28 protein-coding genes and 1 pseudogene are annotated in these 24,314 nt (G+C 66.7%); 12 read left to right on the top strand and 17 right to left on the bottom strand.

Features of this window, described 5'->3' with window-relative positions; genetic code table 11:
* Nucleotides 1-47: 47 nt before the first annotated feature.
* Together ACFRAQ_RS10390 and ACFRAQ_RS10385 are read right to left on the bottom strand one after the other, a co-directional pair.
* Nucleotides 48-422, bottom strand: a pseudogene (locus ACFRAQ_RS10390) (TRAM domain-containing protein); the annotation flags it as partial.
* Nucleotides 419-2,407, bottom strand: coding sequence for an APC family permease (locus ACFRAQ_RS10385; protein ID WP_379097034.1), 1,989 nt, complete (start codon nucleotides 2,405-2,407; stop codon nucleotides 419-421). The gene ACFRAQ_RS10385 and the pseudogene ACFRAQ_RS10390, both read right to left, overlap by 4 nt.
* 232 nt (nucleotides 2,408-2,639) lie before the next feature.
* Between ACFRAQ_RS10385 and ACFRAQ_RS10380 the strand changes: the two genes are divergently transcribed.
* A complete protein-coding gene (locus tag ACFRAQ_RS10380; RefSeq protein WP_213556565.1) occupies nucleotides 2,640-3,305 on the top strand; it encodes a TrkA family potassium uptake protein in 666 nt (221 codons plus the stop codon).
* A gap of 16 nt (nucleotides 3,306-3,321) precedes the next feature.
* Nucleotides 3,322-4,017, top strand: a complete 696-nt coding sequence (locus ACFRAQ_RS10375) for a potassium channel family protein (protein ID WP_379097030.1) — start codon at nucleotides 3,322-3,324, stop codon at nucleotides 4,015-4,017.
* Between the two features lie 79 nt (nucleotides 4,018-4,096).
* Here the strand turns inward: ACFRAQ_RS10375 and ACFRAQ_RS10370 are convergent, their stop codons facing one another.
* The 3 genes from ACFRAQ_RS10370 to ACFRAQ_RS10360 form a co-directional block, all read right to left on the bottom strand.
* Nucleotides 4,097-4,678 (bottom strand): sigma-70 family RNA polymerase sigma factor, encoded by a 582-nt coding sequence (locus ACFRAQ_RS10370; RefSeq protein ID WP_357195933.1) that lies wholly within the window; start codon nucleotides 4,676-4,678, stop codon nucleotides 4,097-4,099.
* Nucleotides 4,679-4,976: 298 nt separating this feature from the next.
* Nucleotides 4,977-5,660 carry a DUF3159 domain-containing protein gene (locus ACFRAQ_RS10365; RefSeq protein ID WP_379100199.1) on the bottom strand — a complete coding sequence of 228 codons (684 nt, stop codon included), beginning with the start codon at nucleotides 5,658-5,660 and terminating at the stop codon, nucleotides 4,977-4,979.
* Between the two features lie 167 nt (nucleotides 5,661-5,827).
* Nucleotides 5,828-6,220: an OB-fold nucleic acid binding domain-containing protein gene (locus ACFRAQ_RS10360; protein ID WP_357283100.1), complete on the bottom strand. Its 393-nt coding sequence runs from the start codon at nucleotides 6,218-6,220 to the stop codon at nucleotides 5,828-5,830.
* 166 nt (nucleotides 6,221-6,386) lie between these two features.
* Here ACFRAQ_RS10360 and ACFRAQ_RS10355 point away from each other — a divergent pair, with 166 nt between their 5' ends.
* Entirely contained in the window at nucleotides 6,387-7,103 is a 717-nt protein-coding gene (locus ACFRAQ_RS10355) for an alpha/beta fold hydrolase (protein WP_379097026.1), read from the top strand.
* Between the two features lie 232 nt (nucleotides 7,104-7,335).
* On the opposite strand, the gene ACFRAQ_RS10350 is transcribed toward ACFRAQ_RS10355, so the two are convergent.
* The gene (locus tag ACFRAQ_RS10350) at nucleotides 7,336-8,187 is read right to left on the bottom strand and encodes a DUF3710 domain-containing protein (protein WP_379100197.1); all 852 of its coding nucleotides are present in this window, start codon (nucleotides 8,185-8,187) and stop codon (nucleotides 7,336-7,338) included.
* Between the two features lie 5 nt (nucleotides 8,188-8,192).
* Nucleotides 8,193-8,690 (bottom strand): dUTP diphosphatase, encoded by a 498-nt coding sequence (gene dut, locus ACFRAQ_RS10345; RefSeq protein WP_379097023.1) that lies wholly within the window; start codon nucleotides 8,688-8,690, stop codon nucleotides 8,193-8,195.
* Between the two features lie 52 nt (nucleotides 8,691-8,742).
* Between dut and ACFRAQ_RS10340 the strand changes: the two genes are divergently transcribed.
* Complete coding sequence (locus ACFRAQ_RS10340) at nucleotides 8,743-9,258, top strand: DUF3093 domain-containing protein (RefSeq protein ID WP_379097021.1); 516 nt, start codon at nucleotides 8,743-8,745, stop codon at nucleotides 9,256-9,258.
* A gap of 103 nt (nucleotides 9,259-9,361) precedes the next feature.
* Here ACFRAQ_RS10340 and ACFRAQ_RS10335 read toward each other — a convergent pair whose 3' ends face one another.
* Nucleotides 9,362-9,664: a DUF4193 domain-containing protein gene (locus tag ACFRAQ_RS10335; protein WP_040859007.1), complete on the bottom strand. Its 303-nt coding sequence runs from the start codon at nucleotides 9,662-9,664 to the stop codon at nucleotides 9,362-9,364.
* Nucleotides 9,665-10,121: 457 nt separating this feature from the next.
* On the opposite strand from ACFRAQ_RS10335, the gene cei reads away from it, so the two are divergent.
* A complete protein-coding gene (gene cei, locus ACFRAQ_RS10330; protein WP_379097019.1) occupies nucleotides 10,122-10,799 on the top strand; it encodes an envelope integrity protein Cei in 678 nt (225 codons plus the stop codon).
* A gap of 153 nt (nucleotides 10,800-10,952) precedes the next feature.
* On the opposite strand, the gene ACFRAQ_RS10325 is transcribed toward cei, so the two are convergent.
* Nucleotides 10,953-11,894: an inositol monophosphatase family protein gene (locus ACFRAQ_RS10325; protein WP_379097017.1), complete on the bottom strand. Its 942-nt coding sequence runs from the start codon at nucleotides 11,892-11,894 to the stop codon at nucleotides 10,953-10,955.
* Nucleotides 11,895-11,979: 85 nt separating this feature from the next.
* Here ACFRAQ_RS10325 and ppgK point away from each other — a divergent pair, with 85 nt between their 5' ends.
* The 3 genes from ppgK to ACFRAQ_RS10310 all read left to right on the top strand — a co-directional run bounded on the left by ppgK (nucleotide 11,980) and on the right by ACFRAQ_RS10310 (nucleotide 14,562).
* Entirely contained in the window at nucleotides 11,980-12,738 is a 759-nt protein-coding gene (ppgK, locus tag ACFRAQ_RS10320) for a polyphosphate--glucose phosphotransferase (protein ID WP_379097015.1), read from the top strand.
* A gap of 154 nt (nucleotides 12,739-12,892) precedes the next feature.
* Nucleotides 12,893-14,326 (top strand): RNA polymerase sigma factor, encoded by a 1,434-nt coding sequence (locus ACFRAQ_RS10315; RefSeq protein WP_379097012.1) that lies wholly within the window; start codon nucleotides 12,893-12,895, stop codon nucleotides 14,324-14,326.
* A 107-nt stretch (nucleotides 14,327-14,433) separates the two neighbouring features.
* Nucleotides 14,434-14,562 carry a hypothetical protein gene (locus ACFRAQ_RS10310; protein WP_379097010.1) on the top strand — a complete coding sequence of 43 codons (129 nt, stop codon included), beginning with the start codon at nucleotides 14,434-14,436 and terminating at the stop codon, nucleotides 14,560-14,562.
* Nucleotides 14,563-14,598: 36 nt separating this feature from the next.
* On the opposite strand, the gene ACFRAQ_RS10305 is transcribed toward ACFRAQ_RS10310, so the two are convergent.
* The 4 genes from ACFRAQ_RS10305 to pip form a co-directional block, all read right to left on the bottom strand.
* Nucleotides 14,599-15,102, bottom strand: a complete 504-nt coding sequence (locus ACFRAQ_RS10305; RefSeq protein WP_379097007.1) for a hypothetical protein — start codon at nucleotides 15,100-15,102, stop codon at nucleotides 14,599-14,601.
* A gap of 7 nt (nucleotides 15,103-15,109) precedes the next feature.
* Nucleotides 15,110-16,558: a DUF1254 domain-containing protein gene (locus ACFRAQ_RS10300; RefSeq protein ID WP_379097004.1), complete on the bottom strand. Its 1,449-nt coding sequence runs from the start codon at nucleotides 16,556-16,558 to the stop codon at nucleotides 15,110-15,112.
* A gap of 85 nt (nucleotides 16,559-16,643) precedes the next feature.
* Complete coding sequence (locus ACFRAQ_RS10295) at nucleotides 16,644-18,026, bottom strand: DUF1254 domain-containing protein (RefSeq protein WP_379100195.1); 1,383 nt, start codon at nucleotides 18,024-18,026, stop codon at nucleotides 16,644-16,646.
* A 950-nt stretch (nucleotides 18,027-18,976) separates the two neighbouring features.
* Entirely contained in the window at nucleotides 18,977-19,939 is a 963-nt protein-coding gene (pip, locus tag ACFRAQ_RS10290; protein ID WP_379097001.1) for a prolyl aminopeptidase, read from the bottom strand.
* Nucleotides 19,940-20,077: 138 nt separating this feature from the next.
* On the opposite strand from pip, the gene ACFRAQ_RS10285 reads away from it, so the two are divergent.
* Nucleotides 20,078-20,653: a chorismate mutase gene (locus ACFRAQ_RS10285; protein WP_379096999.1), complete on the top strand. Its 576-nt coding sequence runs from the start codon at nucleotides 20,078-20,080 to the stop codon at nucleotides 20,651-20,653.
* Between the two features lie 217 nt (nucleotides 20,654-20,870).
* On the opposite strand, the gene ACFRAQ_RS10280 is transcribed toward ACFRAQ_RS10285, so the two are convergent.
* From ACFRAQ_RS10280 to ACFRAQ_RS10265, 4 genes are all read right to left on the bottom strand, one after another.
* On the bottom strand, nucleotides 20,871-21,431 hold the full coding sequence (locus ACFRAQ_RS10280; protein ID WP_379096996.1) for a hypothetical protein: 561 nt from the start codon (nucleotides 21,429-21,431) through the stop codon (nucleotides 20,871-20,873).
* Nucleotides 21,432-21,619: 188 nt separating this feature from the next.
* Entirely contained in the window at nucleotides 21,620-22,045 is a 426-nt protein-coding gene (locus ACFRAQ_RS10275; RefSeq protein ID WP_379096993.1) for a hypothetical protein, read from the bottom strand.
* A 40-nt stretch (nucleotides 22,046-22,085) separates the two neighbouring features.
* Nucleotides 22,086-22,442 carry a hypothetical protein gene (locus ACFRAQ_RS10270; protein ID WP_379096990.1) on the bottom strand — a complete coding sequence of 119 codons (357 nt, stop codon included), beginning with the start codon at nucleotides 22,440-22,442 and terminating at the stop codon, nucleotides 22,086-22,088.
* 60 nt (nucleotides 22,443-22,502) lie between these two features.
* Nucleotides 22,503-23,000, bottom strand: coding sequence for a hypothetical protein (locus ACFRAQ_RS10265; RefSeq protein WP_379096987.1), 498 nt, complete (start codon nucleotides 22,998-23,000; stop codon nucleotides 22,503-22,505).
* A 40-nt stretch (nucleotides 23,001-23,040) separates the two neighbouring features.
* On the opposite strand from ACFRAQ_RS10265, the gene ACFRAQ_RS10260 reads away from it, so the two are divergent.
* From ACFRAQ_RS10260 to ACFRAQ_RS10250, 3 genes are all read left to right on the top strand, one after another.
* The gene (locus tag ACFRAQ_RS10260) at nucleotides 23,041-23,268 is read left to right on the top strand and encodes a hypothetical protein (protein ID WP_379096984.1); all 228 of its coding nucleotides are present in this window, start codon (nucleotides 23,041-23,043) and stop codon (nucleotides 23,266-23,268) included.
* 44 nt (nucleotides 23,269-23,312) lie between these two features.
* Nucleotides 23,313-23,732, top strand: coding sequence for a VOC family protein (locus tag ACFRAQ_RS10255; protein WP_379096981.1), 420 nt, complete (start codon nucleotides 23,313-23,315; stop codon nucleotides 23,730-23,732).
* Between the two features lie 65 nt (nucleotides 23,733-23,797).
* A complete protein-coding gene (locus tag ACFRAQ_RS10250) occupies nucleotides 23,798-24,208 on the top strand; it encodes a hypothetical protein (protein WP_379096978.1) in 411 nt (136 codons plus the stop codon).
* Nucleotides 24,209-24,314 lie beyond the last annotated feature (106 nt).

Here is a 24,314-nt window from a genome sequence, read left to right as displayed (position 1 = left end):
CGGGAGTCCGGTTGCGCCGCCGCACCGGTCGGCAGCCCGAAGGGCACCGGGATGGGTTCGACGGTGAAGTCCGGCTCCCAGTCGGCGAGGCGGCGCAGCTGGTCGGCGACGACCTGATGCTTGAGGGCGCGCTGCGCCTCGGGGGTAGCGAAGGTGAAGTCACAGCAGCCCGCGCCGCCGGGGCCCGAGACCGGGCAGGTGGCGGGGACGCGGTCCGGCGACGGGTCGAGGATGTCGATGGCGTCGGCACGGCAGAACGAGCCGCCACGATCCTCGGTGACCAGGGCGCGGACCAGCTCGCCCGGCAGGCCGTGGCGGACGAACAGCACGCGGCCCTCGTGGCGGGCCACGCAGAATCCGCCGTGGCCGGGCGGGCCGAGACGAACCTCGAAGACCTCGCCGTACCAGTCGGGTCCGCTCACGATTCGTCCCCGAAACCACGACGCACCGAACCGGGCGCGTTGACCACACGGCTCGGGTGAGCCCGCCCCGCCGACGAGGACAGCTGCCAGGGGACGCTGGTCACCATGACGCCGGGCTCGAACAGCAGACGCCCCTTCAGACGCAGCGCGCTCTGGTTGTGCAGCAGCTGCTCCCACCAGTGGCCGACCACGTATTCGGGGATGAACACGGTGACCACGTCGCGCGGTGAGGTCTTGCGCACGCGCTTCACGTAATCCACCACGGGCTTGGTGATCTCACGGTACGGCGATTCGATCACCTTGAGCGGCACCGCGATATCGCTGGACTCCCACGCGCGCACCAGCGCCCGGGTGTCGGGTTCGTCGACATTGACCGTGATGGCCTCGATGGTGTCGGGCCGGGTGGCGCGGGCGTAGGCCAGGGCGCGCCGGGTCGGCATGTGCAGCTTGGACACCAGCACGATGGAGTGGGTGCGGCTGGGCAGCACCGCGTCCCAGTCGGCCTCGTCCAGCTCCCGCGACACGGAGTCGTAGTGGCGGCGAATGAGTTTCATCAGGCCGAAGATCGCCGCCATGGTGATGATGGCGATCCAGGCGCCCGCCAGGAACTTGGTGACCAGCACGATGATCAGGACGGTCGCGGTCATGGTCAGGCCGACGGCGTTGATCACCCGTGACCGCTTCATCCGCATCCGCTGAGCGGGATCGGTCTCGGTGCGCAGCAACCGGGTCCAGTGCCGCAGCATGCCGGTCTGGCTCAGCACGAACGACACGAACACGCCGACGATGTAGAGCTGGATCAGGCGCGTCACCTCCGCGCCGAACAGCACCACGAACGCGATAGCCGCACCCGCCAGGAACAGGATGCCGTTGCTGAACGCCAGCCGGTCACCACGGGTGTGCAGCTGACGCGGCAGGAAACGGTCCTGCGCCAGAATCGAACCCAGCACCGGGAAACCGTTGAAGGCGGTGTTGGCCGCCAGCACCAGGATCAGCGCGGTGACGATGGTGATGAAGTAGAACCCGGCCGGGAAGCCGGAGAACACCGCCCCCGCCAGCTGCGCCACCAGGGTCTTCTGCTCGTAGCCCGCGGGCGCGCCGATCAGGTCCGAGGTGTTGTGGGCGTAGACGATGCCGACCTTCTGGGTGAGCACGATCATGCCCATGAACAGCGTGACCGCGATGCAGCCCAGCAGCAGCAGGGTGGTCGCGGCATTGCGCGACTTGGGTTTGCGGAAGGCCGGCACACCGTTGGAGATGGCCTCGACACCGGTCAGCGCCGCACAGCCGGAGGAGAAGGCGCGGGCGATGAGGAATACGAACGCCAGGCCGAACAGATGCTCGTCCTCGGCTTTGAGCCCGAACCCGTACGACTCGGCGTGCACGGTCTGCCCCAGGAAGATCCGGACGAAACCCCAGATCAGCATGATGAACATGCCGATCATGAAGGCATAGGTGGGAATCGCGAACGCCGTGCCGGACTCGCGCACACCACGCAGATTGATCGCGGTGAGGATCACAATCGCCGACACCGCGAACAGCACCTTGTGCGTCGAGACGAACGGCACCGCCGACCCGATATTGGACGCCGCCGAGGAGATCGACACCGCCACCGTGAGCACGTAGTCGACCAGCAGCGCGCTGCCGACCGTCAACCCCGCGGTGGGTCCCAGATTCTTGGTGGCGACCTCGTAGTCGCCGCCGCCGGAGGGATAGGCGTGCACGTTCTGCCGATAGCTGGCCACCACGACCGCCATCACCAGCGCGACCGCCAGACCGATCCAGGGTGCGTAGACGTAGGCGGACAGACCGGCCACCGACAGCACCAGGAAGATCTCCTCGGGCGCGTATGCCACCGAAGACAGCGCGTCCGAGGCGAAGACCGGGAGCGCGATCCGCTTGGGCAGCAGCGTATGACCGAGAGAATCGCTGCGGAATGGGCGGCCCACCAGCATGCGCTTGGCGGCCGTCGTCAACTTCGACACTCCTGGCAGCATAGGTCAGTCCGCGGGGGACCGTGTTCGCGGCGCGACGTGGCCGGTCCGCGGCCGTAGGGTGACCTCGGGCGCTGTGAGGTTTTTCCGGTTCCGGTTTGAACATGTTCCGGAGGGGGAAAGTGCCCGCAGTGAAACTCGAGCGGTACGGTTGCCACCCGGCCGATATTTCGATCAAGCAACCAGACCGCACACCACGGTTTTCGGGAATGGGGTTCGTACGGTGTACGTCGTGATCATGGGATGTGGGCGGGTCGGATCCTCGCTCGCCCGCGCCCTCGTCCGCATCGGCCACGAGGTCGCGGTGATCGATCAGAACTCGAGCGCCTTCCTGCGCCTGGGCCGCGACTTCCCGGGCCTGTGCATCACCGGTGTCGGCTTCGATCGAGATGTGCTGACCCGGGCCGGAATCGAACGCGCCGGCGCCTTCGCCGCCGTCTCCTCCGGCGACAACTCCAACATCATCTCCGCGCGCGTCGCCCGCGAGACCTTCGGCGTGGAGCGCGTGGTCGCCCGCATCTACGACGCCAAACGCGCCGCCGTCTACGAGCGCCTCGGCATTCCCACCATCGCCACCGTGCCCTGGACCACCGACCGGTTCCTGCGCACCCTGGTCGCCGACCAATCCACCACCACCTGGCGGGACCCCACGGGGACCGTCGCGGTCACCGAACTCGACGTGCACGAGAACTGGTACGGGCGTTCGGTACACGATCTCGAGGAGGCCATCGGCGCCCGAGTGGCCTTCGTCATCCGCTTCGGGCAGGGCGTCCTGCCCACCGGCAAGTCCATGCTGCAGGCCGACGACCTGGTCTACATCGCCGCCACCTCCGGCACCGTGGGCGAAGCCGTCGCCCTGGCCGCCAATCCCCCTGCCCCCGAGCACTGATCGTGAAGGAATCCCGATGAAGGTAGCCATCGCCGGGGCCGGAGCCGTCGGACGCTCCATCGCCCAGGAACTGCTACGCGGCGGTCACCAGGTCATGCTGCTCGAGCGCCGCCTCGACCACATCGACCCCACCAGCGCGCCCGCCGCCGTCTGGACCCACGCCGACGCCTGCGAGCTCGAGACGCTCGAGGAAGCCGGACTCGAGACCTACGACGTGGTCATCGCCGCCACCGGCGACGACAAGGTGAACCTTGTGTTCAGCCTGCTCGCCAAGACCGAATTCGGGGTGCAGCGGGTGGTGGCCCGGGTCAACGACCCGCGCAACGAATGGCTGTTCGACTCCTCCTGGGGCGTCGACGTCGCGGTGTCCACGCCGCGGCTGCTGGCCTCGCTCGTCGAGGAGGCGGTCTCGGTCGGCGACCTGGTGCGACTGATGACGCTGCGCCAGGGTCAGGCCAACCTGGTCGAGATCACCCTGCCCACCGATACCCCTCTGGCGGGCAAGGCCGTTCGCACCCTCACCCTGCCCCGCGACGCCGCCCTGGTCACCATCCTGCGGGGCGGGCGCGTCATCGTCCCGCAGGCCGACGATCCGCTGGAAGGCGAGGACGAACTGCTGTTCGTCACGTCCATCGAGGCCGAGGACGAGCTGCGCAAGACGCTCGGCGTCAATGGGGTCAACGGGCTCGGCTCGGCCGAAGCCACCGCCTGACCCGCGACCCCCGCATACGGCGATGGGCCGGGCGCACCCCCTGCGCCCGGCCCATTCGCCGTCTTCACCCCCCGAACCCTCAGGACGCCTCCCGCAGTTCGGCGCGCAGCCGGTTCAGCGCGCGGTGCTGCATGACCCGGACCACGCCCGGGCTGGTGCCGATGGCCTCGGCGGTCTCGGCCGCGGTCCAGCCCAGCACGATCCGCATGACCAGCACCTCACGGTGGGTCGAGGACAGCACCTGCATGAGGTCGCGGGTGGCGCGACGGGTCTCCATCGCCAGCGCCCGCTCCTCCGGGCCCGCCTCGGTGTTCGGAGCGTCGGGGAACTCCGCCACCGGGTAGGCCGGGTGCAGCTGCGCCCGCCGGAACGCGTCGGCCACCTTGTTCGCCGAGATGCCGTAGACGAAGGCCAGGAAGGACTTGCCCTGGTCGCGATAGCGCGGGATGGCCTGCACCGTCGCCAGGCAGATCTCCTGCGCCACATCGTCCGCAGTCACGTGCAGGTGGCCCGCGCCGCCCATGCGAGCCGCGCAGTAGCGGCGCACCAGCGGGTACACGATCTTGAGGATCTCGGAGACGGCGGCGCGGTCACCGGCGGCGGCCGGGCCGATCAGCTTCTCCAATTCCGCTGCGGCGCGCCGGGACTCCGACGTCGCCACACTGCCGGTCTTGCTGCTTCCCCGCCCCGCCGGGTGCCGGCGCGAGGCTGCAATCTGCACCGCGGTCCCGAGCCCCTCGCCCCGTTCCTGCGCTGCCACTGCCTTGCCGTCGGTACTCAACACCGCGTTCCTTTCTCCGTAGCCTGTGAGAGCTTCTGAGAAAGATCGTGCTCGCCGGGAGCCCGCCGAAATAGGTACCCCAGGGGTGGGTTGGTCACCCCCTTCCGTCCCCCGACGGCCCCGAAGGTGTTGCGCGACGCGGATTTAGCGCGATAAGTGCCCGAAATGGACGATTGAGCTAGACGGCGGAGTCCGCGGCCCCGGCCGCATTCGCCCTGGCAGAGGGCAGATGACCGGCCTTGCGAACCGCCCAGAAGGTCACCAACGCCGCCACCGCGGTCAACGGCCACCCCATGGCGATGCGCGCCACCGCGAGCAGACCGGTGCTGTTGGCCGCGTACAGATGGTTCTGCACCAGGTACCGGGCCACGAACACCAGCGCCCACACCGCGGTCGCGATGTCGTAGAGCCGCATGGCGCGCTTGTCCGAACGCCACCCGGTGCCGTGCCCGTTCAGGGCGCCCCAGATCACGCCCGCCAGCGGCCAGCGCACCACCAGCGACAGCAGGAACGCCCCGCCGTACACCAGGCTCGCGTAGATGCCGAACAGGAAGAAGCCCTTCGCCTCACCCATCCGGTAGGCGATGAACGCGCACACGCCCACCCCCAGGAAACCGGAGATGGCGGGCTGGATCGGACCGCGACGCACCAAGCGCCACACCAGGATCGCCCCGGCCACGGCCAGCGACGCCCAGATCGCGGCGGTCAGGCCGCGCAGCGAATTCACCGGCACGAACACCAGTACCGGCAGCGAGGAGTAGATCAGGCCCGACAGGCCGCCCATCTGCTCGAGCAGGGTGGGCTCGGGGCCGTCCTCGGCGCCCTCGTGGTCCTGGTCGGCGGCGCGTTCGGCGTCGACCATCGCCTGCATGTCGTCGTCCAGCAGCGCCTTGTCCAGCCGCCACGGGGTCTCACCGGCCTCCGGTACCGCGTTGAGCTGGACCGTGGGCGGATCGAAGGCGGGCGCGCCAAAGGGCTCGGCGGGGCCGCGGCCCTCGTCGCCGCTGCTGGTGGGGTTCGGCATGAGTGTCAGGAATTCCCGCGCAGTTCGTAGTAGGGGTTGTAGATGACCTTGCCGCCATCGCGTTCACCGACGCGGCCGCGGACCAGAATACGACGGCCCGGTTCGATTCCCGGGATACGACGCCTGCCGATGAACACCAGGGCCACACTGTCGGTGCCGTCGAAGAATTCGGCGGCGACCTCCGCCCCGCGGGCCTTGGGACAGGCCTCGACACTGCGGAGCCGGCCGACCATGGTGACTTCCTCACCACGCCGGCATTCCGATGCCCGGGACGCGCCCGACGCCTCCGACGTCTCGGCGAGCTCCTCGGCATCCAAACGATCCAGGTCCTCCGTCAGTCTGCGGCCGAGCCGCCGGAAATAGCCTGACGGGGTGTCCTTCCCACCCGCGGATGGCATCTCGCACGCTCTCCTGTAGAGCTCGGACGGCGTGGGTCTCACGTCGTTCGTTCCTTCCACGTCGACCGGGCGGTTTGCCACCCGGCCGCTCGTGGCCGTACCTCCGCCACTGTAGATGGGACGGGCTGCACCCGCCACGCGCGCCCGTCCCCGCTACAGTCGGCCGGTGCCCGATCTTCCCCGTCCGGCGGTCGCCGTCGCCCTGCCCGGAACCGGCTCCGACGCCCATTTCGCCCGCCGCGCCTTCGGATCCGCCTGCGCCGCATTGGATCTGCCGTTCCTGGCGGTCGACCCGGACCCGCGCGCCGTGATCGAGAGCTACCGGGCCGCCCTCGACGCCGCCGCCCGCTCCGGACCCGTCCTGGTCACCGGGATCTCGCTCGGCGCCGCCGTCGCCGTGGACTGGGCCGCCCAGCACCCCGACTCGGTCTTCGGCGTGGTCGCCGCCCTGCCCGCCTGGACCGGCGCCGACACCACCGGCTGCCCCGCGGCCCTGTCCGCCGCCGCCACCGCCGCCCAGCTGCGCGCCGACGGCCTCGACGCCGTCATCGACCGGATGCGCGCATCCAGCCCCGCCTGGCTGGCCGACGCCTTGACCCGCTCCTGGACCTCCCAGTGGCCCGAACTGCCGTCCGCGCTGGAGGAGGCCGCCGCCTACGCCTGGCCCGAACCCGGGCTGCTCAGCCGGGTCAGCGCACCCGTCGAGATCATCGCCGCGGTCGACGACCCGGTGCACCCGCTGGCGGTGGCCGAGCAGTGGGCCGCGCACCTCCCCCACGCCACGCTGCACCGGATCACCCTCGACGAGTTGGGTTCGGACCCCTCGATTCTGGGTACCCGTGGCATCAATGCCCTCTTCCCTCGCCGCGTCACCACCCCCTGACCGAATTCCGGCCCACCGCAGCACAACTCCGGCCCAGCGCAGCACAACTCCGGCCCAGCCGACCGCGTTCGCCGGGTCCGAGGCCCGGCCGTCCGCCGCGCGGACACCGATTCCGCTGACAGCGAAACGGGGCGCCGCCCGTGTGGCGATGCCCCGTTTCGTCGTGTGTCAGAGCCGAATCCGGGTCGGTGATCGCGACCCGGACAGCTCGGCGCGGACCTCTACCGCTCGGTCAGTTCAGACCCAGCTGCTGCATGGCCGAGCCCTCCGCGCCGCGCCGCGGTTCGGTCGGGGCCTGCTCGGGCTGGAAGGCCGGACCGCCCTGCATGGCGTCCATCTGGGCCTGCATGGCCTGCTGCTGGGCCGCCAGCTGCTGCTGGTGGGCGGCGGCCAATTGGTCGGCCAGCTCCTGGGGTAGGACCACGGGGAGGGGTTCGCGGACCGGTAGCGGCTCGTCGCCACGGCGGACCACGGTCTCACCCATGACCGCGCGAGCGGCCGCGACCAGCGGCGTGTTCTCGTCCGCCGCGCCGGTCGGGCCTGCCGCGACGAGGCGAACCATCCAACGGTGACCGTCCACGCCGATGAACCGCAGATCCGCGCCCTGGGTGATGGCGTGCAGCTCGCGACCCCACGGACCCTGCACCACCGACACCTGCGCGCCGTCCTTGCGCAGCGTCTCCGCGAGATCGGCTGCCACCGAACGCCATTGGCCCGCCGACTTGGGCGCGGCGTAGGCCGCCACGGTGATGCGGCCGTGCTGGGTGGCCAAGTGCACCGCCTGCGGGGTGCCGTCGGGGGTCATCTCGACCTGCAGCTGCCCGCCCGGCGGCACCGGCACGATGACCGAGCCCAGGTCCAGGCGCTGTTCGGCGATGGCCTCGAGCCGGTCGGCGACGTCCTCGTAGTCGTACGGGCCGATCTCGGGGCCGCGCGCGGGCGCCGGCTCGTCGTCGTATTCGTCTGCCGCGTCGGCGGTTTCGTCGTCCTCGTACTCGTCGTACTCGTCGTACTCGGCGTACTCGTCGTCGTACTGCGGCGCGTCGTCTCTGTCGCCGCCCTTGCTCTTCTTGCGTCCGAACACCATCGTCATGCCTCCTTGCCGGTCGCCTGACCCGCCCCACCGGACTGCGCGAGGCTGGCATGCCCACCGCTGGATCCGTATCCTCCCGCGCCGCGCGCGGTGTCGTCGAGCGTCTCCACCTCGACGAAGTCCACCAACTCGACCTTCTGCACCAGTAATTGTGCGATGCGGTCACCCCGCCGGAGCTCGATCGCGGTGCGCGGATCGTGGTTGATCAGGCACACCTTGATCTCACCGCGGTATCCCGCGTCGACCGTGCCGGGGGTGTTGACAACCGACAGGCCCGCCTTGGCCGCCAGCCCGGAGCGCGGATGGATCAGCCCCACCGTGCCGATCGGGAGGGCCACCGCGATGCCGGTACCGACCAGCACCCGCTCCCCCGGTTCGATGATGACGTCCTCGGTGGTGCACAGGTCCACGCCGGCGTCGCCCTCGTGAGCACGCGTCGGTACGGGGATGCCGGGATCGAGCCGCAGCAGGGGAATAGGTGGAATACCGGTCACGTGCGCCGAGCCTACGCGTTCGACCGCTCAGCCATTGACCTAGTCTGAGGTCGTGTCCGACCAGCCCCCTCAGGTGAAACCTCAGCCGCAGACCAAGCCCCTCTACACCGAGCGCCTCTGGGTGCCGCTGTGGTGGTGGCCGGCCGCGCTCGTCGTGACCGGACTGCTGGCAGCCGAAATCCACATGGGCGCACCGGGTGTGCGGGCCTGGCTGCCTTATGTGCTGCTGTTCCCCGTCGCGGCGTGGGTGCTGCTGTGGTTCTCGCGTCATCGCCTGGAAGTGGCCCCGGACGCGGACGGCGTCCCGGAACTGCGCACCGGCCGCGCGCATCTGCCCGCGACCTTCGTCAAGCGGGCTGCGCCGGTTCCGGCCAGCGCGAAGAGTGCGGCGTTGGGTCGACAACTCGACCCCGCCGCCTTCGTCCAGCATCGGGCCTGGATCGGGCCCATGGTGTTGCTCGTCCTCGACGATCCCGAGGATCCGACGCCGTACTGGCTGGTCAGCACGCGTCATCCGGAACGTGTGATCGCAGCGCTCGGCCTGGAGAACGCGGCCGAATCGGCCTGATCCCCTTCGATCACATTTCCTGAGAAGTACTGCGCGATCCGGCCCGGCCCGCGCTCGGCGAACCGAGCGCGGGCTGGCCGGACACGCTCCGAGGGACCGAGCCTTAGGCGGCGCAGTCCATGCAGATCAGCTGACCGCCGGCCTCGCTGGCCAAGCGGCTGCGGTGGTGCACCAGGAAGCAGCTCGAACACGTGAATTCGTCCGCCTGCTTCGGGATGACCCGGACCGAGAGCACTTCCTCGGAAAGGTCCGCGCCGGGAAGCTCGAACGACTCCGCGGTATCGGATTCGTCGATATCCACGACGGCGGACGCGGCTTCGTTGCGGCGAGCCTTCAGCTCCTCCAGCGAGTCCTCCGAAACGTCGTCGGATTCATTGCGCCGCGGTGCGTCATAGTCGGTTGCCATGTCGTCTTCCCCTCGTCCTCACTCCGTATATCCCGGACCGGCACCCGTCCGACCGCCTCCTGCCGGAGCCTGATCGGGCCGCGGTACCGCCCCGCCCGTGGTGTACGTCACGCGTACACCGGTCACAGATCCGGGCCGGATAGTTCCTCATCCGCACCGGATCGCGCTCGGTCAACGCAGGACATGCCCTTGTTGTTCCCGAAATCGAACCCCAGATTCACCTGGGTTGTACGATCTGGGCCGCCAGACAATAGCGGACCCCGGGACCAAAGTCGCAATCAAAACCCGCGCGAGTTGAAACTGAGGGGCAATCGTCACCGCTGAGGGAACTGTCCGAGATCTTCCGCACCGCCTCGAGACCTCCCCTCCACCTTCGCGACACCCCGCGCGCCACACCGGTGCCCGACTTGCCGCAGCCGTTCACGCGACATTCCCGACGTTTTCGTAGAGTGTGGGCGTGGTTTCACTGATCACCCAAGGTAAAACGACCGATCCGACTGGGCGGACGTTCATTCGCCGACGCTGGGAGCCCTGGGCCGCCATGGTCGGCGTCATCGCCCTGATCTGCGTCGTCGTGTGGTTCAAGGCGCTGACGACGAGCGAGGGTGACCAGGGCGCGATGGCCTGCAACTCCCCCAGCCCCGCCTCCAGCACCGCCGCGGCCAAGCCCACGCCGCTCGGCGAACGGGTCGGCAACTCGCGGCTGCGCGATGTGCAGCCCGCGGCGCTGGCGGCCTCCAAGGTGCGGGTGTTCAACGCCAACGGACAGCGCGGCCAGGCCGCGCATGTGGCCTCCCAGCTGGGCGATCTCGGTTTCGCCAGTGCCCCGGACGTGCAGATCGGCAATGACCCGGTCTATGTGAACGGCGACCTGGAGTGCACCGGGCAGATCCGCTTCGGTGTGAAGGGACGTCCCGCCGCGGCCGCGGTCCAGCTGGTCGTGCCGTGCGCCGAGCTGATCGAGGATCAGCGCCAGGACGAGACCGTGGACATGGTGCTGGGCTCGCTGTTCCGCGATATCCGGCCCAGTACCGACGCCGAAGAGGTGCTGCGGGCGCTGAAGAACCCGACGCCGGGCACCGCGCCCGCGGTGGACCCGAAGCTGCTCGACGCCGCGCGCCACGCGAAGTGTTGAGAATCTCTTTCGCGACGGCGCGGCTCTGACCGTTCGCGGCGTCCGCGAAACTCGCGCCGTCACAGTCGAATAGATGCCCCGGGGCCCGATGCCCCGGGACGAATCGATCGCCGCGACCGCCTCGGTCGCGGCGATCGGCTGTCCAGCCCTCTGTCAGGAAATCGGGATAGGGGTGGTGACATCGAACCGTTCGAACATGCCGAACAGTTCGTCAGCGATGCCGGGCGCCGCCGCCGACACCAAATCGCCTGCCGCGCCCGGCGAGTCGAGCTCCGGCGGCAGGATCAGCCGTGCGCCCGCCTCGGTGGCGATCAGCGCGCCCGCGGCCCAGTCCCACAGGTTCAGGCCGTGCTCGAAGTAGGCGTCGGTCCGGCCCTCGGCCACCGCGCACAGGTCCAGGGCGGCCGAACCGAAGCGGCGGAGGTCGCGAATGTGCGGCAGCACCTTGCCGATCAGTTCACCCTGGCGGGTGCGGCGCTCGGTGGCGTACGCGAAGCCGGTGGCCACCAGCGCCATGGACGCCGTGTCGACCGGGTTGGCGCGCAACGTAACCGGGTCGCCGCCGGGGGCGGCGCCGTCGGGGCTGGAGTCGGCACGGTGCGCGCCCAGGCCCAGCCCGGCGCTGTAGGTGACGGCGTGCGCGACGTCGGCGACCGCGCCCGCGACCGGTCGGCCGCCGCGGACCGCGGCCACCGACACCGAGTAGGACGGGATGCCGTAGACGAAGTTGACGGTGCCGTCGATGGGGTCGACCACCCAGTGCACCAGGTCCGGGTCGTCGGCGATGGTGCCGCCGTCCTCCTCGCCGACCACCCGGTCGCCGGGGCGCAGCTCGGCGACCAGCTTGCGGACCAGCTGCTCGGTCTCGGTGTCGACGATGGTGACGGGGTCGGTGGGGGTGGACTTGGACTGCACGGCGTCGGTGGCGTGCGCGCCCGGCCCGAAGACCTGCGGGCGGCGCTCGCGGACGTGGGCGGCGGCGGTCTCGGCGAGATGCACCGCGACCCGGCGCAGTTCGGCTATGTCTGAAGTGTCGGTGTTCGTGGCGTCGGTGGGGGCGGTGGAAGTGAAATTCGATTCCGGCACGAGCTCCATCGCAGCACAGATCCGGCATCGCGCGCATTAGGCTTGTCGTGCACGACACAAGGTGCAGGTCGAGGGAGAGAACGAGGTGTGGTCCATGTCCGATCCCGGGCACGCGTTCGGCATCGATATCGGTGGCAGCGGTGTGAAGGGCGCCGAGGTCGATCTCGCGACCGGTGAGCTGGTCTACGAGCGCATCAAGATCGCGACGCCGCACCCGGCCACCCCGAACGCGGTCGCCGAGTCGGTGGCCAAGCTGGTCGCGCAGGCCGGCTGGGAGGGCCCGGTCGGCATCACCATGCCCAGCGTGGTGCTGCACGGCCAGGTGCGCACGGCCGCCAATATCGACAAGACCTGGATCGGCATCGACGCCCGGCACCTGTTCTCGGTGGCGCTCGGCGGCCGCGACGTGACGGTGCTCAACGACGCGGACGCCGCGGGCATGGCCGAGGACCGTTACGGCGCGGCAAAGGATCTCAGCGGTCTGGTAATGCTGCTCACCTTCGGCACCGGTATCGGTTCGGCGGTCATGTACAACGGTGTGCTCATGCCCAACAGCGAGCTCGGGCACATCGAGGTGGACGGCCGCGAGGCCGAGCATCGGGCGGCCGCGTCGGTCAAGGATCGGGTCGGCATGAGCTACCCGGAGTGGGCCGTGGAGGTGTCCAAGGTGCTGGTCACCTTGGAGAACCTGTTCTGGCCGAACGTGTTCGTCGCCGGTGGCGGCATCAGCCGCGATCACCAGGAGTGGATTCCGTTGCTCACCAACAGAACCCCCGTGGTGCCGGCCGCTCTGCGCAACACCGCGGGCATCGTCGGAGCCGCCATGGCGGTGTCAGCCGGTATCGCACCGTAAGTAAGCTGGTTCGATCGTTACAATGGAACGCATGCCCGGCGGTGAGCCGGAAACCGACACCGGCACGAGAGCCGGCTTATCCCCCCGACAGAACCGCTCCGCCGGATGATCACTCTGGCGTGACGCCGCACGAGACCGTCACGAAAGGGCGTACGTGGTAGCCACGAATACCCAGGACACCGCCGATTCGGCAGCAGCCGCCGACTCAGCAGACACCACCGCAGCACCCGCGGTCAAGAAGGCCGCCGCCAAGAAGGCTCCGGCCAAGAAGGCCGCTGCGAAGAAGGTCGCGGCCAAGAAGACCGCGGCCAAGAAGGCCACGAAGGCGACCGCCAAGAAGACGGCCGCCAAGAAGGCGTCGCCGAAGAAGGCGGCCGAGCCCGGTGCCGAGGGTGGCGAGGGCGACGAGGCCATCGACGACGAGTCGTTGGAACTCGACGACCTGGGTGACATCGAGCTCGACGAGGACGAGCTCGAGGACGAGGAGATCGTCGACGAGTCCGACGACGAGGAGGGCGAGGCCGCCGCGCCTGCCGCCGCCGCCGAGGCCGACGACTCCGAGGAGGCCGACGAGCCGTCCGCGAAGGACAAGGCGTCCGGTGATTTCGTCTGGGACGAAGAGGAATCCGAGGCACTGCGCCAGGCCCGTAAGGACGCCGAGCTCACCGCTTCCGCCGACTCGGTCCGCGCCTACCTGAAGCAGATCGGTAAGGTCGCGCTGCTCAACGCCGAGGAGGAGGTCGAGCTCGCCAAGCGCATCGAGGCCGGCCTCTACGCCACGGAGAAGCTGCGCGAGTTCGCCGACAAGGGCGAGAAGCTGCCCGTGCAGTCGCGCCGCGACCTGCAGTGGATCATGCGGGACGGCAACCGCGCCAAGAACCACCTGCTGGAGGCCAACCTCCGCCTCGTGGTCTCGCTGGCCAAGCGCTACACCGGCCGCGGCATGGCCTTCCTGGACCTCATCCAGGAAGGCAACCTGGGTCTGATCCGCGCGGTCGAGAAGTTCGACTACACCAAGGGCTACAAGTTCTCGACGTACGCCACCTGGTGGATCCGTCAGGCCATCACCCGCGCCATGGCCGACCAGGCCCGCACCATCCGCATCCCCGTGCACATGGTCGAGGTCATCAACAAGCTCGGCCGCATCCAGCGCGAACTCCTCCAGGACCTGGGCCGCGAGCCCACCCCGGAAGAGCTCGCCAAGGAAATGGACATCACGCCGGAGAAGGTGCTGGAAATCCAGCAGTACGCGCGTGAGCCCATCTCGCTGGACCAGACCATCGGCGACGAGGGCGACTCCCAGCTCGGTGACTTCATCGAAGACTCCGAAGCTGTCGTCGCCGTCGACGCGGTGTCGTTCACCCTGCTACAGGACCAGCTCCAGTCGGTCCTCGAAACGCTCTCCGAGCGTGAAGCAGGCGTCGTCCGCCTCCGCTTCGGCCTGACCGACGGCCAGCCCCGCACCCTGGACGAAATCGGCCAGGTCTACGGCGTCACCCGCGAACGCATCCGCCAGATCGAGTCCAAGACCATGTCGAAGCTGCGCCACCCCAGCCGCTCGCAGGTTTTGCGCGACTATTTGGACTGAGTTCCGAACCTGATTGGGCCCCTGAGCTGCGGCTTCGGGGCCCAATTTCTTTTTCGTGGCAAAGCTTTTTCGTGGCAAAGCACAGAGCTCTCAGTCAAGATAGTGGGATGGCGATCGAACATACGATCGACCTCGCCACGCTGTTGCCCTCGTGGGAGCTAGCACTGCGGGCCGAACGCAAATCCGACCACACGGTGAACTCGTACCTGTACGGCGTCCGCATCTATCTCGACTAGTGCGCAGCCAAAGGCCATCCGCCAGAGCGAGACAGCTTACGCTTCGGCGCTTTCGGTGTGGCTCGCCGAAGAAGACGAACTCGATTCCGATCCCCTCCTCGGCCTCAAGCCCCCAAGCTCGACGAGAAGGTCATCCCCGCCCTCACCGACGACCAGATCAAGGGAAGGCTCAAAGCCTGCCAGGGCAAGGACTTCCGCGACCGCCGAGACGAAGCGACTATCCGGCTGATGCTCGAAAACAGGCATCGAAGACTTCCATCCCACGTCCTCAGACATACCGGCACGCCCCGCTGGCTCAGCGCCGGCGGAACCGAAGGCGGCCTCATGGCCCTCGCCGGATGGAGCACCCGAGACATGATCGACCGCTACACCAAATCGACAGCGGCCGCCCGCGCAGCCGAAGAAGCCCGCGGTCTGAATCTTGGAGATCTGTAACAGATTCCGACCGTTGCCGTGAAAACCAGAGCCGCGGTGGGGCGAGGATCCCTGCCGCGGACCTGCTGACACCTGGCGGAACATCACCTGACGCCAGTTGGGCAATCTCGAACTAGGTGACCTTCTGCGGCAGCGGAGCCTTCCAGGTTCCGTTGATTGCCGCCTCATCGGGCCAGTAGAGCCGCTCGATCAGGACAAAGGGCCCCGCGGGCGCCGGCAACCAGTTCGATTCCTTGTCCGCTCCGGGAGAATCCTGCTGCACGTAGAACGTGTAGCCACCATCCGCATCCGGCTTCAGATCAGGAAGCATCGGGGAGTTGATCAGGTAGCGATTGATCGGGTTGGCCACCAGCAGGCTCTCCGGCATCCTGTACATCGTGATGGACCAGAACCCCTTGACCGGCGGCAACTGCCCGGGGGCGAACCGATAGACGTACTTGTTCGCTCCGTCCAGCGTCGCACCCGAGGAGTCCTGGCGGAAGATCGGATACATCGCCTCGGCTTGGTCGTTACCGTAGATTCCGTTGATCGCACCGGCCATCCGGTACAGGTAGTTGTTGCCGAGCATTTGGCGACTACCGAAGAGCTGAGCGCTGACGACCTCACCCTTGTCGATCTTCTCCTGCAGCGGGTTGTACTCGTTCCAGGCGTCGGTGAGCCCGTCCTGGAAAGCTTGCTGCTGATCTGCGGGCAGCGTGCTGATGTCGAACTTCTTGTCGGTTCCGATTCCGATCGAAGCGAACTTCGCACGAAGGTCCTTCTCCGACTCCTGCACCGGTACATACTGCAGCACGAAATCGAGTGTGTTGAAGAACTGCGTCGACTTCCTCTGGTCCTGAGGGTTCTGCGGAACCATGAAATCGATCGTGGCCGGTGCGGTGGGCGCCGACTTACTCAGGAACTTCGACAGCGGTTCCACCTTGTAGCCGGCCTGAATCGCCTTCACATTATCGATATCGTCCGGACCGAACAGTTGGGTTCGGTACAGCGCGAGTACGAAATCGGTTTCGGACCGCAGCACCTGGTCCACGCCGGCGGGCTTCTCGCCCTTCCAATCGGGTCCTGCCAGCAGATACTTCCCCGCCTTGTTGCCCGTTGTACGGCTACCTACGTAGGCCATGTTGTAGGTGTAGGCGTCGATGAACTGGACCGAGTAGTACCGATTGCTCTCAACCTCCGGCACGGTCAACACCTGCGGTTCCGCGCGAAGATCCGCACCCAGCGTTGTATACGGAGTGTCGGAGTTGGGGGTCTGGACGGCGGTGTCCGCGGGGGTTGCCACGTGAGCATCGGAGTGCAGGACGTTCCAGGGGCTACGGTACTGTGAACTCTGTTTGTCCTGGAAGTACGAATACTGGATCCGATAGTTGTCCACCATCGGATAACCGTAGACGTACGCTTGCTTCGCGATATCGCGAATTTTCGCGGTGCTCACCGACTTATCGTTCGCGTTCTTGCCATTCGATTCCTCGCTGCCACTGCAGGCGGACAGTGTCACGACGAGCGCCGTCAGGGTGATGATGGCCGACCAGCGTCGCCAGGATCCACTTCTCTTCAACAAAGCACTCCTCCATCGTTGCCGAAGTCATCGAACGACTTGCCGGACCGGGCGCACACACCCGGTCCGCGACGCGAAATCACCTGAGCTATGCGACCTTCTGCGGCGCCTGAGCGCGCCACGTTCCGTTGAGAGCGGGCTCCTGGGGCCAGTACAGACGCTCGGTCAACCGGAATGGCCCCTCCGGTGCAGGCAACCAGTTCGACTCCCTGTCCGCGCCCGGAGATTCGTGCTGTACATAGATGCTGTATCCACCATCCGGATCCTGCTTCAGCGACGGCAACATCGGAGAGTTGATCAAGTATCGGTTGATCGGATTGGCGGACAAGAGGCTTTGCGGCATCTTGTACATCGTCAGCGACCAGAACGCGTTCACCGGAGGCAGTTGCCCCGGAAGGAAGCGGTAAATGTATTTGTTCGCCCCGTCGAGCGTGGCACCCGCAGCGTCCGAGGAGAAGCTCGGGTACATCGCTTCGGCCTTGTCGTTGCCGTAGATACCGTTGATCGCACCGGCCATCCGGTACAGGTAGTTGGTGCCGAGCGTTTGGCGGCTGCCGAACAAGTCGCTCGGTTGAAGCTGTCCGTCATTCACCTTCGCCTGGATCGGGTCGTATTCTTTCCATGCATCGGCGATCGCTGTCTGGAAGGCTTCCTTCTTCTCGCTGCTCATCGACTCGAGATCGAGATTCTTATCTGTACCGATTCCGATCGAGGCGAACTTCGCACGCAGCTCCTTCTCCGTATCCAGCACAGGCGCGTACCGCAGGACGAAGTTGAGTGTCTCGAAGAACTGTGGAGACTTCTTCTGATCTTCGGAGCTCTGCGGCACCGCGAAATCGATCGTGGGTGCGGCAGCGGGCGCAGGCTGCCCGAGGAACGTCGATAGCGGTTCCATTTTGTAGCCGGCCTGGATCGCCTTGACGTTGTCGAGGTCGTCGGGTCCGAATAGCTGCGTTCGGTACGCAACGAATGCGAAATCCGTTTCTGCGCGCACAACCTTGTCGATACCGTCAGGCTTGTCACCCTTCCAACTCGGGCCCGCGAGGAGGTACTTCCCCCCATTGTTTCCGGTCGTCCGGCTGCCCACGTAATCGAAGTTGTAAAGATACGAGTCGATGAATTGGAGGGAGTAGTAGCGATTGGACTCGATAGTCGGAACCGTCAGCACGAGTGGTTCCGCGCGTAGATCAGCACCCAGAAACGAGTACGGGGTGTCCGAGTTCGGAGTCTGTATGGTGGTGTCCGCAGGGGTGTATACCTTTGCAACCGAATGCAGCGTATTCCACGGGGCCATATACTGCGGGTTCTGCTTGTCCTGGAAGTAGGCGTACTGGATTCGATAGTTATCGACCATCGGATAGCCATAGATATATGCCTGCTTCGCGATTTCGCGAATCTGGTCGGCACTCGCTCCAATGTCTTTCGCATCCTTGTCGTCACCGCCACAGGCGGTCACCGTTAGCGCGAGCATCGCTACGGCGACGGCTGCAGATCTTCGGCGCCGCGACCTCCGTCCGGTCGTCAGACCAGAATTCAACGCGACGCCCCGACGACGATTGAACATATTGCCTGTTTCCCTTCGCAAAGTATGTTTCCTATACTCAGAAGCACCAGACCAGATCGGCTGACCCTGGCATTGGGAGGGTAATACAGAATCCAGCTGATCCTTCGACAAACGCAAGTGTCGTCACGAGAGCAATGGATCGATCCGGACCGACCGAGACTATGGGAGCCGCGATGGCGCCGAACAACAAGGCGTAGCGGTTTGCGGCAAACACCGAGGCGAGGGTGCTACGCATTTTGCGTATCCTTCTACTAAAGGCTCATTGTCAGAGGTCCGTTCGCATTTGCACAATAGTCGGGAACAAGCCCGATGATCCGACTCGGATCGGTGGTCACACCAGCCAGTGCGGACACTCAACGGGCGGGGTGAGGGCACAGGATCCGCACCGGCACCTGGCGCCGATTGTGATTCCGGCGCGCCACATCGGGTAGGTCTTGCAAGCGAACCCCAATCGGACCTCTGACTAGAACTGTTGGCAGCCGTTCGGGGAGCGATTCGCAAAAACGGGACAATTGGGGAACACGGCCAACAGGGAAGGGCCGAACGGTGAATCGTTCGGCCGCCTCATATTTGGCCGTCGCGCGTACCGATCCCGTTGCCGCTCACAGCATTCCGCGGCCCGTGCACTCCATGGCCGCGATCCGGACCCCCGCCGAGACGTCGCAGCTCAGCTCATTGCCGCGTGGCCCACAGAATGCCGTTGGTGGCGACACCAGACACCCTTCAGGTGGGTGCCGATAGGCGCTAGATTGCCTGTGCGGCAGACTGTTTTATTGCCGAGATACGGTGCTCATTACCGCAGGGATGTCACGATCTTCAGGGCACAGCCGGACCGGTAACGGTGGCGTTCGCTCGGCCTAGCTGATCCGATCGGCATCGGGCTGTGCGAAGCGGGAGATGGCGTGGGCGAGCGCCTCGCCCATGGCGGGGCTCCCGGTGTGGCCGGAGTCGGCGATGATCCGTAGGCGGGCGTCCGGCCAGGCCTTCGCGAGTTCCCACGCCGTTTCGACCGGGGCGCTGAGATCGAGGCGGCCGTGGATCAGTTCGCCGGGGATCCCGGCCAGCCGCCAGGCCTCGCGCAGCAGCACACCTTCGTCGAGCCACGCCGCGTGGGCGAAGTAGTGCGTGCAGATCCGGACGAAGGCGAGTATGGCGTCATCTGGCTTGGCGCTGTATTGCCCTGGGCTGCCCAGGGATTCGTGTGCGATCACCGCGTCCTCCCAGCGACACCACTCGATCGCGGCGCTGCGACGTATCTCCGGGTCCGGGTCTTCCAGCAGCCGGCGGTAGCCCTCGACCAGGTCACCGGCGCCGGGCACCGCCGCCCGGAATCGCTCCCACTCGGCGGGCAGCAGCCGCGCGAGATCGCGGTACAGCCAGTCGATCTCGCGGCGGCGGGTGCTGGTGACGCCGATCAGCACGATCCCGGTGACCCGCTCCGGGTATCGCTCGGCGTAGGCGAGGACGAGCGTCGAACCCCAGGAGCCGCCGTAGAGGAGCCAGCGGTCGATGCCGAGGTAGGTACGCAGCCGCTCCATGTCGGCGATCAGGTGTTCGGTGGTGTTCACCGCCATATCGGTGGCCGGGTCGGCGGCGCTCGGAATGCTCCGTCCGCAACCGCGCTGATCGAACTGCACGATCCGAAAAATGTTCGGATCGAACGACTTCCGAGGACCGGGGCTGCTCCCACTGCCAGGCCCGCCGTGCACCACCAGCGCCGGCCGCCCCGCCGGGTTGCCGCTGGCACACCAGTACACCTGGTTTCCGTCGCCGACATCGAGCAGTCCGTCGGCGTACGGGTCGATCGGGGGAAGAGACATCGGCACGGTTGCCGAGGCTAGCTGACGAACGGGCCGAGCTCGAGCTATCGCGGGCCAAGACTCACCACGCCGACGCTGTCATCAACCAGGTGCTTCTCGTTGTCCGGGTAGCGTGGGCGCGTGAGAAGCACCGGGGCTATGAGGAATCTGGCGATTGCGGCTGCCGCGGCGATGGTTCTGCTGGCGGGGCGAGGTGGTGTGGCTGAGGCGGATGCCGGGAACACTGAGCGGCTGGTGGGCTTGCTGGCGGAGCGGCTCGCTACCGCGGATACCGTCGCGGCGATCAAATGGGAGGCCGCGGTACGGGATGGAGGTGAACCGGTGATCGATGATCCGGGGCGGGAGGCGGCGATTTATGACGCGATGGCTCAGGCGGGGGCGGAGCGGGGGCTGCCCGGAGGTCGGGTGCGGGAGGTCTTTCACGGACAGATCGAGGCCAACAAGATTGTGCAGCGGGGGTTGATGACGGAGTGGCGGTATGGGCTGGCGGCGGCTCAGGTTCCGGGTACGGATCTCGCGGGTGTGCGGCCCGTAATCGATGGGCTGAATACCGTGATTCTCGACGAATTAGCTTCTGAGAGAAAGGAATTGGCGGAGGCCAATTGCCCGACGCGGGTCGCGGCGGGCGTAGTCGCAGTCGCCGGGAGCAAGCAGCTCGACGCGTTGCATTCCGCGTCGCTTGCGAGGGCGTCGACGCCATTGTGCGGCGGCTGATCGTCGCGCGGGATCCCGGCGGGAATCCGCCGGAGACCGGTAGGGGCGGCCCGCCCCCGCACCCCTGAGCGCGGATATATTCTCCAGCAGCACCTTTCGCCGGCTCACACCACGAGCGCATGCGGCGCGAGCCGGGTCAGATCCAGGGCCAGGCGCGGAGGGCTCCCCTCGCGGTGAACCAAGAAGCGCAGAGGGATGTCGATCCGCCGACCGGACGTCAGTGGCGCAGTAGAGGACTCCCTTCCAGCGCGGCTGCCCAGAGCTTCTTCGCGGCATCTTCAGCGTCATCGTCCAAGAACTCGGGCAGCAGGGTGTCGGCCGCGTCATCCGCGTTCGCGTCCTCGAGGTAGTCGCCGCCGGATACGCGTAGATGCCGGGCCTTCAGATCACCGTTGAACGCGACTTCGCCCCTGTCCCAGGTTTCGAGCCATGCGCCCGCCGATGTCGCCCCGTGGACGACGAGCAGCCCCATGTCGGAGAGTTCCGTCATCAGCAGGCCCCCGACGGTGAGCGAGCCGCCGATGAACAGATTGCTGTCCATGAGGCACATCAGGTGCTGCGCGGTGACCGAACCGGTGACATAGAGAGGCGTGTAGACGTCTCCGTTCAGCATGCGCATCGGACCGTTGACCGTCAGGTCGCCGTCGATCACGTACACGGTGTCCGGTGCCAGATCGGGGTCGTTCCCGATCGACAGGGGCCCGTCGATGGTGAGGTCACCCTGGTGGACGAAGAAGCACTCCGGTTCTTCCCCGAAGACTTCCTCCAGATCCTCCACGCGGGTGTCGCTGGCTTCACCGATGTCGTAGCGTTCTACCGCCTCGGACAGCGGTACCGATTCCCAACGTGTGCACCATTGTTCGAAGGACACCCGACTCCTCGCATTCTATTCGATTCCGATTGCTGTGTAGCACAGCACAACTCACCCATCGAGTCTTGCATAGGTCGACGCTCGACCGCTCAGCATCACGATCCCCAGAAGATTCTCCAGGTCCCGCCTTCCTCCTGGTCGATGCCTTCGAAGAAGACGTGATGCACGTCGATGCCGCCGAACCACTGCGACTGGGGGCGAGTACGCCGCTCCGTTTCGGTGATAGCGGCGACCAGGTCACGGACGGTGAACCATCTGCCGTTCGGCGCCCGGTGGGCGACGGGTTCACCCTCACCCTGCAGATTCAGCATGGTCGCTTCCAGAACCACCCGGTCGAGCTCATCAGCGGTCAGGTCGCGAAAGCTGTTGTCCTGAAAGACCTGCGGTGCGAACGAGAGCTCTTTGATCTCCGCAGTCGCTTTCGCCCGCTGATTCGAGAGGTTCGCCGCGATGTCTATCGTCGGCTCGGACAGCTCGATCGACAGCGTTCCGGACAACCCGTTGAAGAACTCCAGTGACATGCGGGCATGGTCGCATGGCTCACCGACATATCTGCTCGGGTCAGTGCCTCTTCGCCGCAACGGTTGTGGGGTCGGCGGTGGCCAACGCGTCGGCGACCGGGATCTCCTCGCGTTCGGCCAGCCCCAGCCGCTCGCGAACCTCGCGCGGAGTACGCGGGCGGTAGCCGGGACCGGTGCCGCAGCAACCGCCGTAGAAGGTCAGGCCGGAGTCGAGGACAGCGGTGAGGGCTCGCCACCCGGCCGTGTCGGCTCTTCTGGGCACCTGGAGGTGCGGCCCCGCGTCGATGAGCTCCCCCGCACATCGCACACACCGGCCCGAACCGACACCGATCGAGCCCTTGTAGGAGACCCGGCAGTGCAGGCAGACGCGATGTGTCCGGCTCGGGTAGATGCACATCCCGGCACCGTACGCAGCCGAACCCATCTCGGTCGAGCCATTTGCCAGGAAGCGAATGACTCAGTCCTTCTGCGGACTTTCCTTGTCGTCGCCCTGGGGAAAGAGGTGGTCGAAGCCGATGGCGAAGGAGTTGTCGGTGGGGTCGACCATGAGGTTGAAGGTGTGGCCGCGGGTTAGGCCCGAGTGGTTGTCGAGGGTGCAATCCGCGGTGAAGGGGTCGAGGGTGGGCCCGGTGATGCGGATTGTCAGGTCCGCTGTGTCCGGGTTCTCGCCGCCGGGGTGAATCTCGTTGATGGAGAGGACTTCTCCGATACCGGGGACTCCGACCGCTTGGAATCGTCGCTCTGCTCGGCGCCATTCGTATGTGCTGGCGACCATGACCAGGCCGATCGGGAAAGTGAAGACGCCGGCACACAGGCCGTCGGCCCATCCGTCGCCGGTCAGACCGAGGATGGGGCCGATCAGCGTCAGGGCGGCGCCTGTGGTGTAGGCAAATACACCGGCGTATGGGCCGATGAGTTCGACCTGTCTCGGTCCTTCGTTCTCGCTGCGAGCCATTTCAGTTGCAGCGTAGCCGGTGAGGCAGCGGGACGGAGGCGTGTCCGATCGGGGCGGGGAAGGCTTGTTCGAGCTGCTGATCGAAGGGACGCCGCAGGCATACCAGCGATGGGCTGAGGACTATTACGAAACCACCGTCAGCCTTTCGGAGGTGGAGCACGTGTACGCACTGCGACCGTTGGCGCCGGCTGTGGTGGCGCGACTCAATCCCGAGGTCGAATTTGCCGATCTCGACGGCGACATCGGCGACATCGGATACCTGCGTTGAGAAGGTCACGCTCGCTGTCGGGGTACGCGGTTAGGGTGCCGGGCATGGGATATGAGTTTCAGGTCGTCGTGGACTGTTCCGACCCGCATACGCAGGCCGACTGGTGGGCGGAGGCGCTCGGGTGGGAGGTCGAGCCGCAGGATGAGGGGTTCATTCGGAGCATGGTCGAGCAGGGGCATGCGACCGAGGAGGAGACGACCACTCATCGGGGGAAGCTCGTGTGGAAGATCGGTGGGGCGATTCGGCATCCTGACCGGCCGCGGGTGTTGTTTCAGCTTGTGCCCGAGGCGAAGACCGCGAAGAACCGGCTGCACCTGGATATTCGGGTCGGGGACGAGAAGCGGGCGGCGGAGGTCGAGCGGCTGATCGGGATGGGCGCGAAGGTGCTGCATGACGGGAGGCAGGGGCCGTTCACGTGGGTGACGATGGCCGATCCCGAAGGTAACGAATTCTGCGTGGCCTGAGCTGCGGCTGGCTACCATCTAGAGCGATTCTTCCCGTGGCAGTTGATGTTTCAGGAGGTTGCGCGATGTTTGTTACCAGGTGTGCGGTGGTCGCGGTCGTGGGGGCCGCGATGACGCTGCTGGGATCGGGCCCGGCGAGTGCCGCCCAAGAGGACGAGTTCATCACGCTGAATTCCGTGGTGACGTCGACGCCCGATGGCTTGAACGCCACCGGAACCTATCTGTGCGACGGCGGAATCGGATATCTCGATGTTTCCGCGCAGATGGGCACCAGCGGCAGCGGCACGATCCAGCTGACCAGCTCCCCGCCGGGAGTGACCCTGCAATGCTCGGGCCGGGTCGAGACCTGGTCCGTGACGCTGAAACCGACCAATGGCCTGCCCGTGCTCGTGCCGTACACCGAAGGCACCGGCAAAGCCCAGCTGAACCGCAAGTACTGGAAGACCGACTCCGGTCAGGTGGCCCTCCACCTCTGAGCACCCGAATTATCGAGGTGCTGTCGTGAGAACTCTGCCGGGACGCGGGTCCGATTCGGCTCAACCCTGAGCTTCTGACCACGTCCGCGCAGCGCCTCGGGGCTGG

Source organism: Nocardia sp. NPDC056611 (genome assembly GCF_042792755.1).
In the GTDB taxonomy this organism is placed as follows: domain Bacteria; phylum Actinomycetota; class Actinomycetes; order Mycobacteriales; family Mycobacteriaceae; genus Nocardia.
The sequence above is the reverse complement of the archived record's forward strand: the minus strand, read 5'-3'. Positions and strand labels throughout refer to the sequence as shown.

Coding starts and splice junctions, on each gene's coding strand:
- ACFRAQ_RS10310 (WP_379097010.1), top strand. CDS start 14,434: ATGGCGATCGAACATACGATCGACCTCGCCACGCTGTTGCCCTCGTGG.
- ACFRAQ_RS10360 (WP_357283100.1), bottom strand. CDS start 6,220: ATGCCATCCGCGGGTGGGAAGGACACCCCGTCAGGCTATTTCCGGCGG.
- ppgK (WP_379097015.1), top strand. CDS start 11,980: ATGTCCGATCCCGGGCACGCGTTCGGCATCGATATCGGTGGCAGCGGT.
- ACFRAQ_RS10325 (WP_379097017.1), bottom strand. CDS start 11,894: ATGGAGCTCGTGCCGGAATCGAATTTCACTTCCACCGCCCCCACCGAC.
- ACFRAQ_RS10250 (WP_379096978.1), top strand. CDS start 23,798: ATGTTTGTTACCAGGTGTGCGGTGGTCGCGGTCGTGGGGGCCGCGATG.
- ACFRAQ_RS10255 (WP_379096981.1), top strand. CDS start 23,313: ATGGGATATGAGTTTCAGGTCGTCGTGGACTGTTCCGACCCGCATACG.
- ACFRAQ_RS10265 (WP_379096987.1), bottom strand. CDS start 23,000: ATGGCTCGCAGCGAGAACGAAGGACCGAGACAGGTCGAACTCATCGGC.
- ACFRAQ_RS10295 (WP_379100195.1), bottom strand. CDS start 18,026: ATGCTCGCGCTAACGGTGACCGCCTGTGGCGGTGACGACAAGGATGCG.
- ACFRAQ_RS10335 (WP_040859007.1), bottom strand. CDS start 9,664: ATGGCAACCGACTATGACGCACCGCGGCGCAATGAATCCGACGACGTT.
- ACFRAQ_RS10275 (WP_379096993.1), bottom strand. CDS start 22,045: ATGTCACTGGAGTTCTTCAACGGGTTGTCCGGAACGCTGTCGATCGAG.
- ACFRAQ_RS10285 (WP_379096999.1), top strand. CDS start 20,078: ATGAGGAATCTGGCGATTGCGGCTGCCGCGGCGATGGTTCTGCTGGCG.
- ACFRAQ_RS10270 (WP_379096990.1), bottom strand. CDS start 22,442: ATGTGCATCTACCCGAGCCGGACACATCGCGTCTGCCTGCACTGCCGG.
- ACFRAQ_RS10365 (WP_379100199.1), bottom strand. CDS start 5,660: ATGGTCGACGCCGAACGCGCCGCCGACCAGGACCACGAGGGCGCCGAG.
- ACFRAQ_RS10375 (WP_379097030.1), top strand. CDS start 3,322: ATGAAGGTAGCCATCGCCGGGGCCGGAGCCGTCGGACGCTCCATCGCC.
- pip (WP_379097001.1), bottom strand. CDS start 19,939: ATGTCTCTTCCCCCGATCGACCCGTACGCCGACGGACTGCTCGATGTC.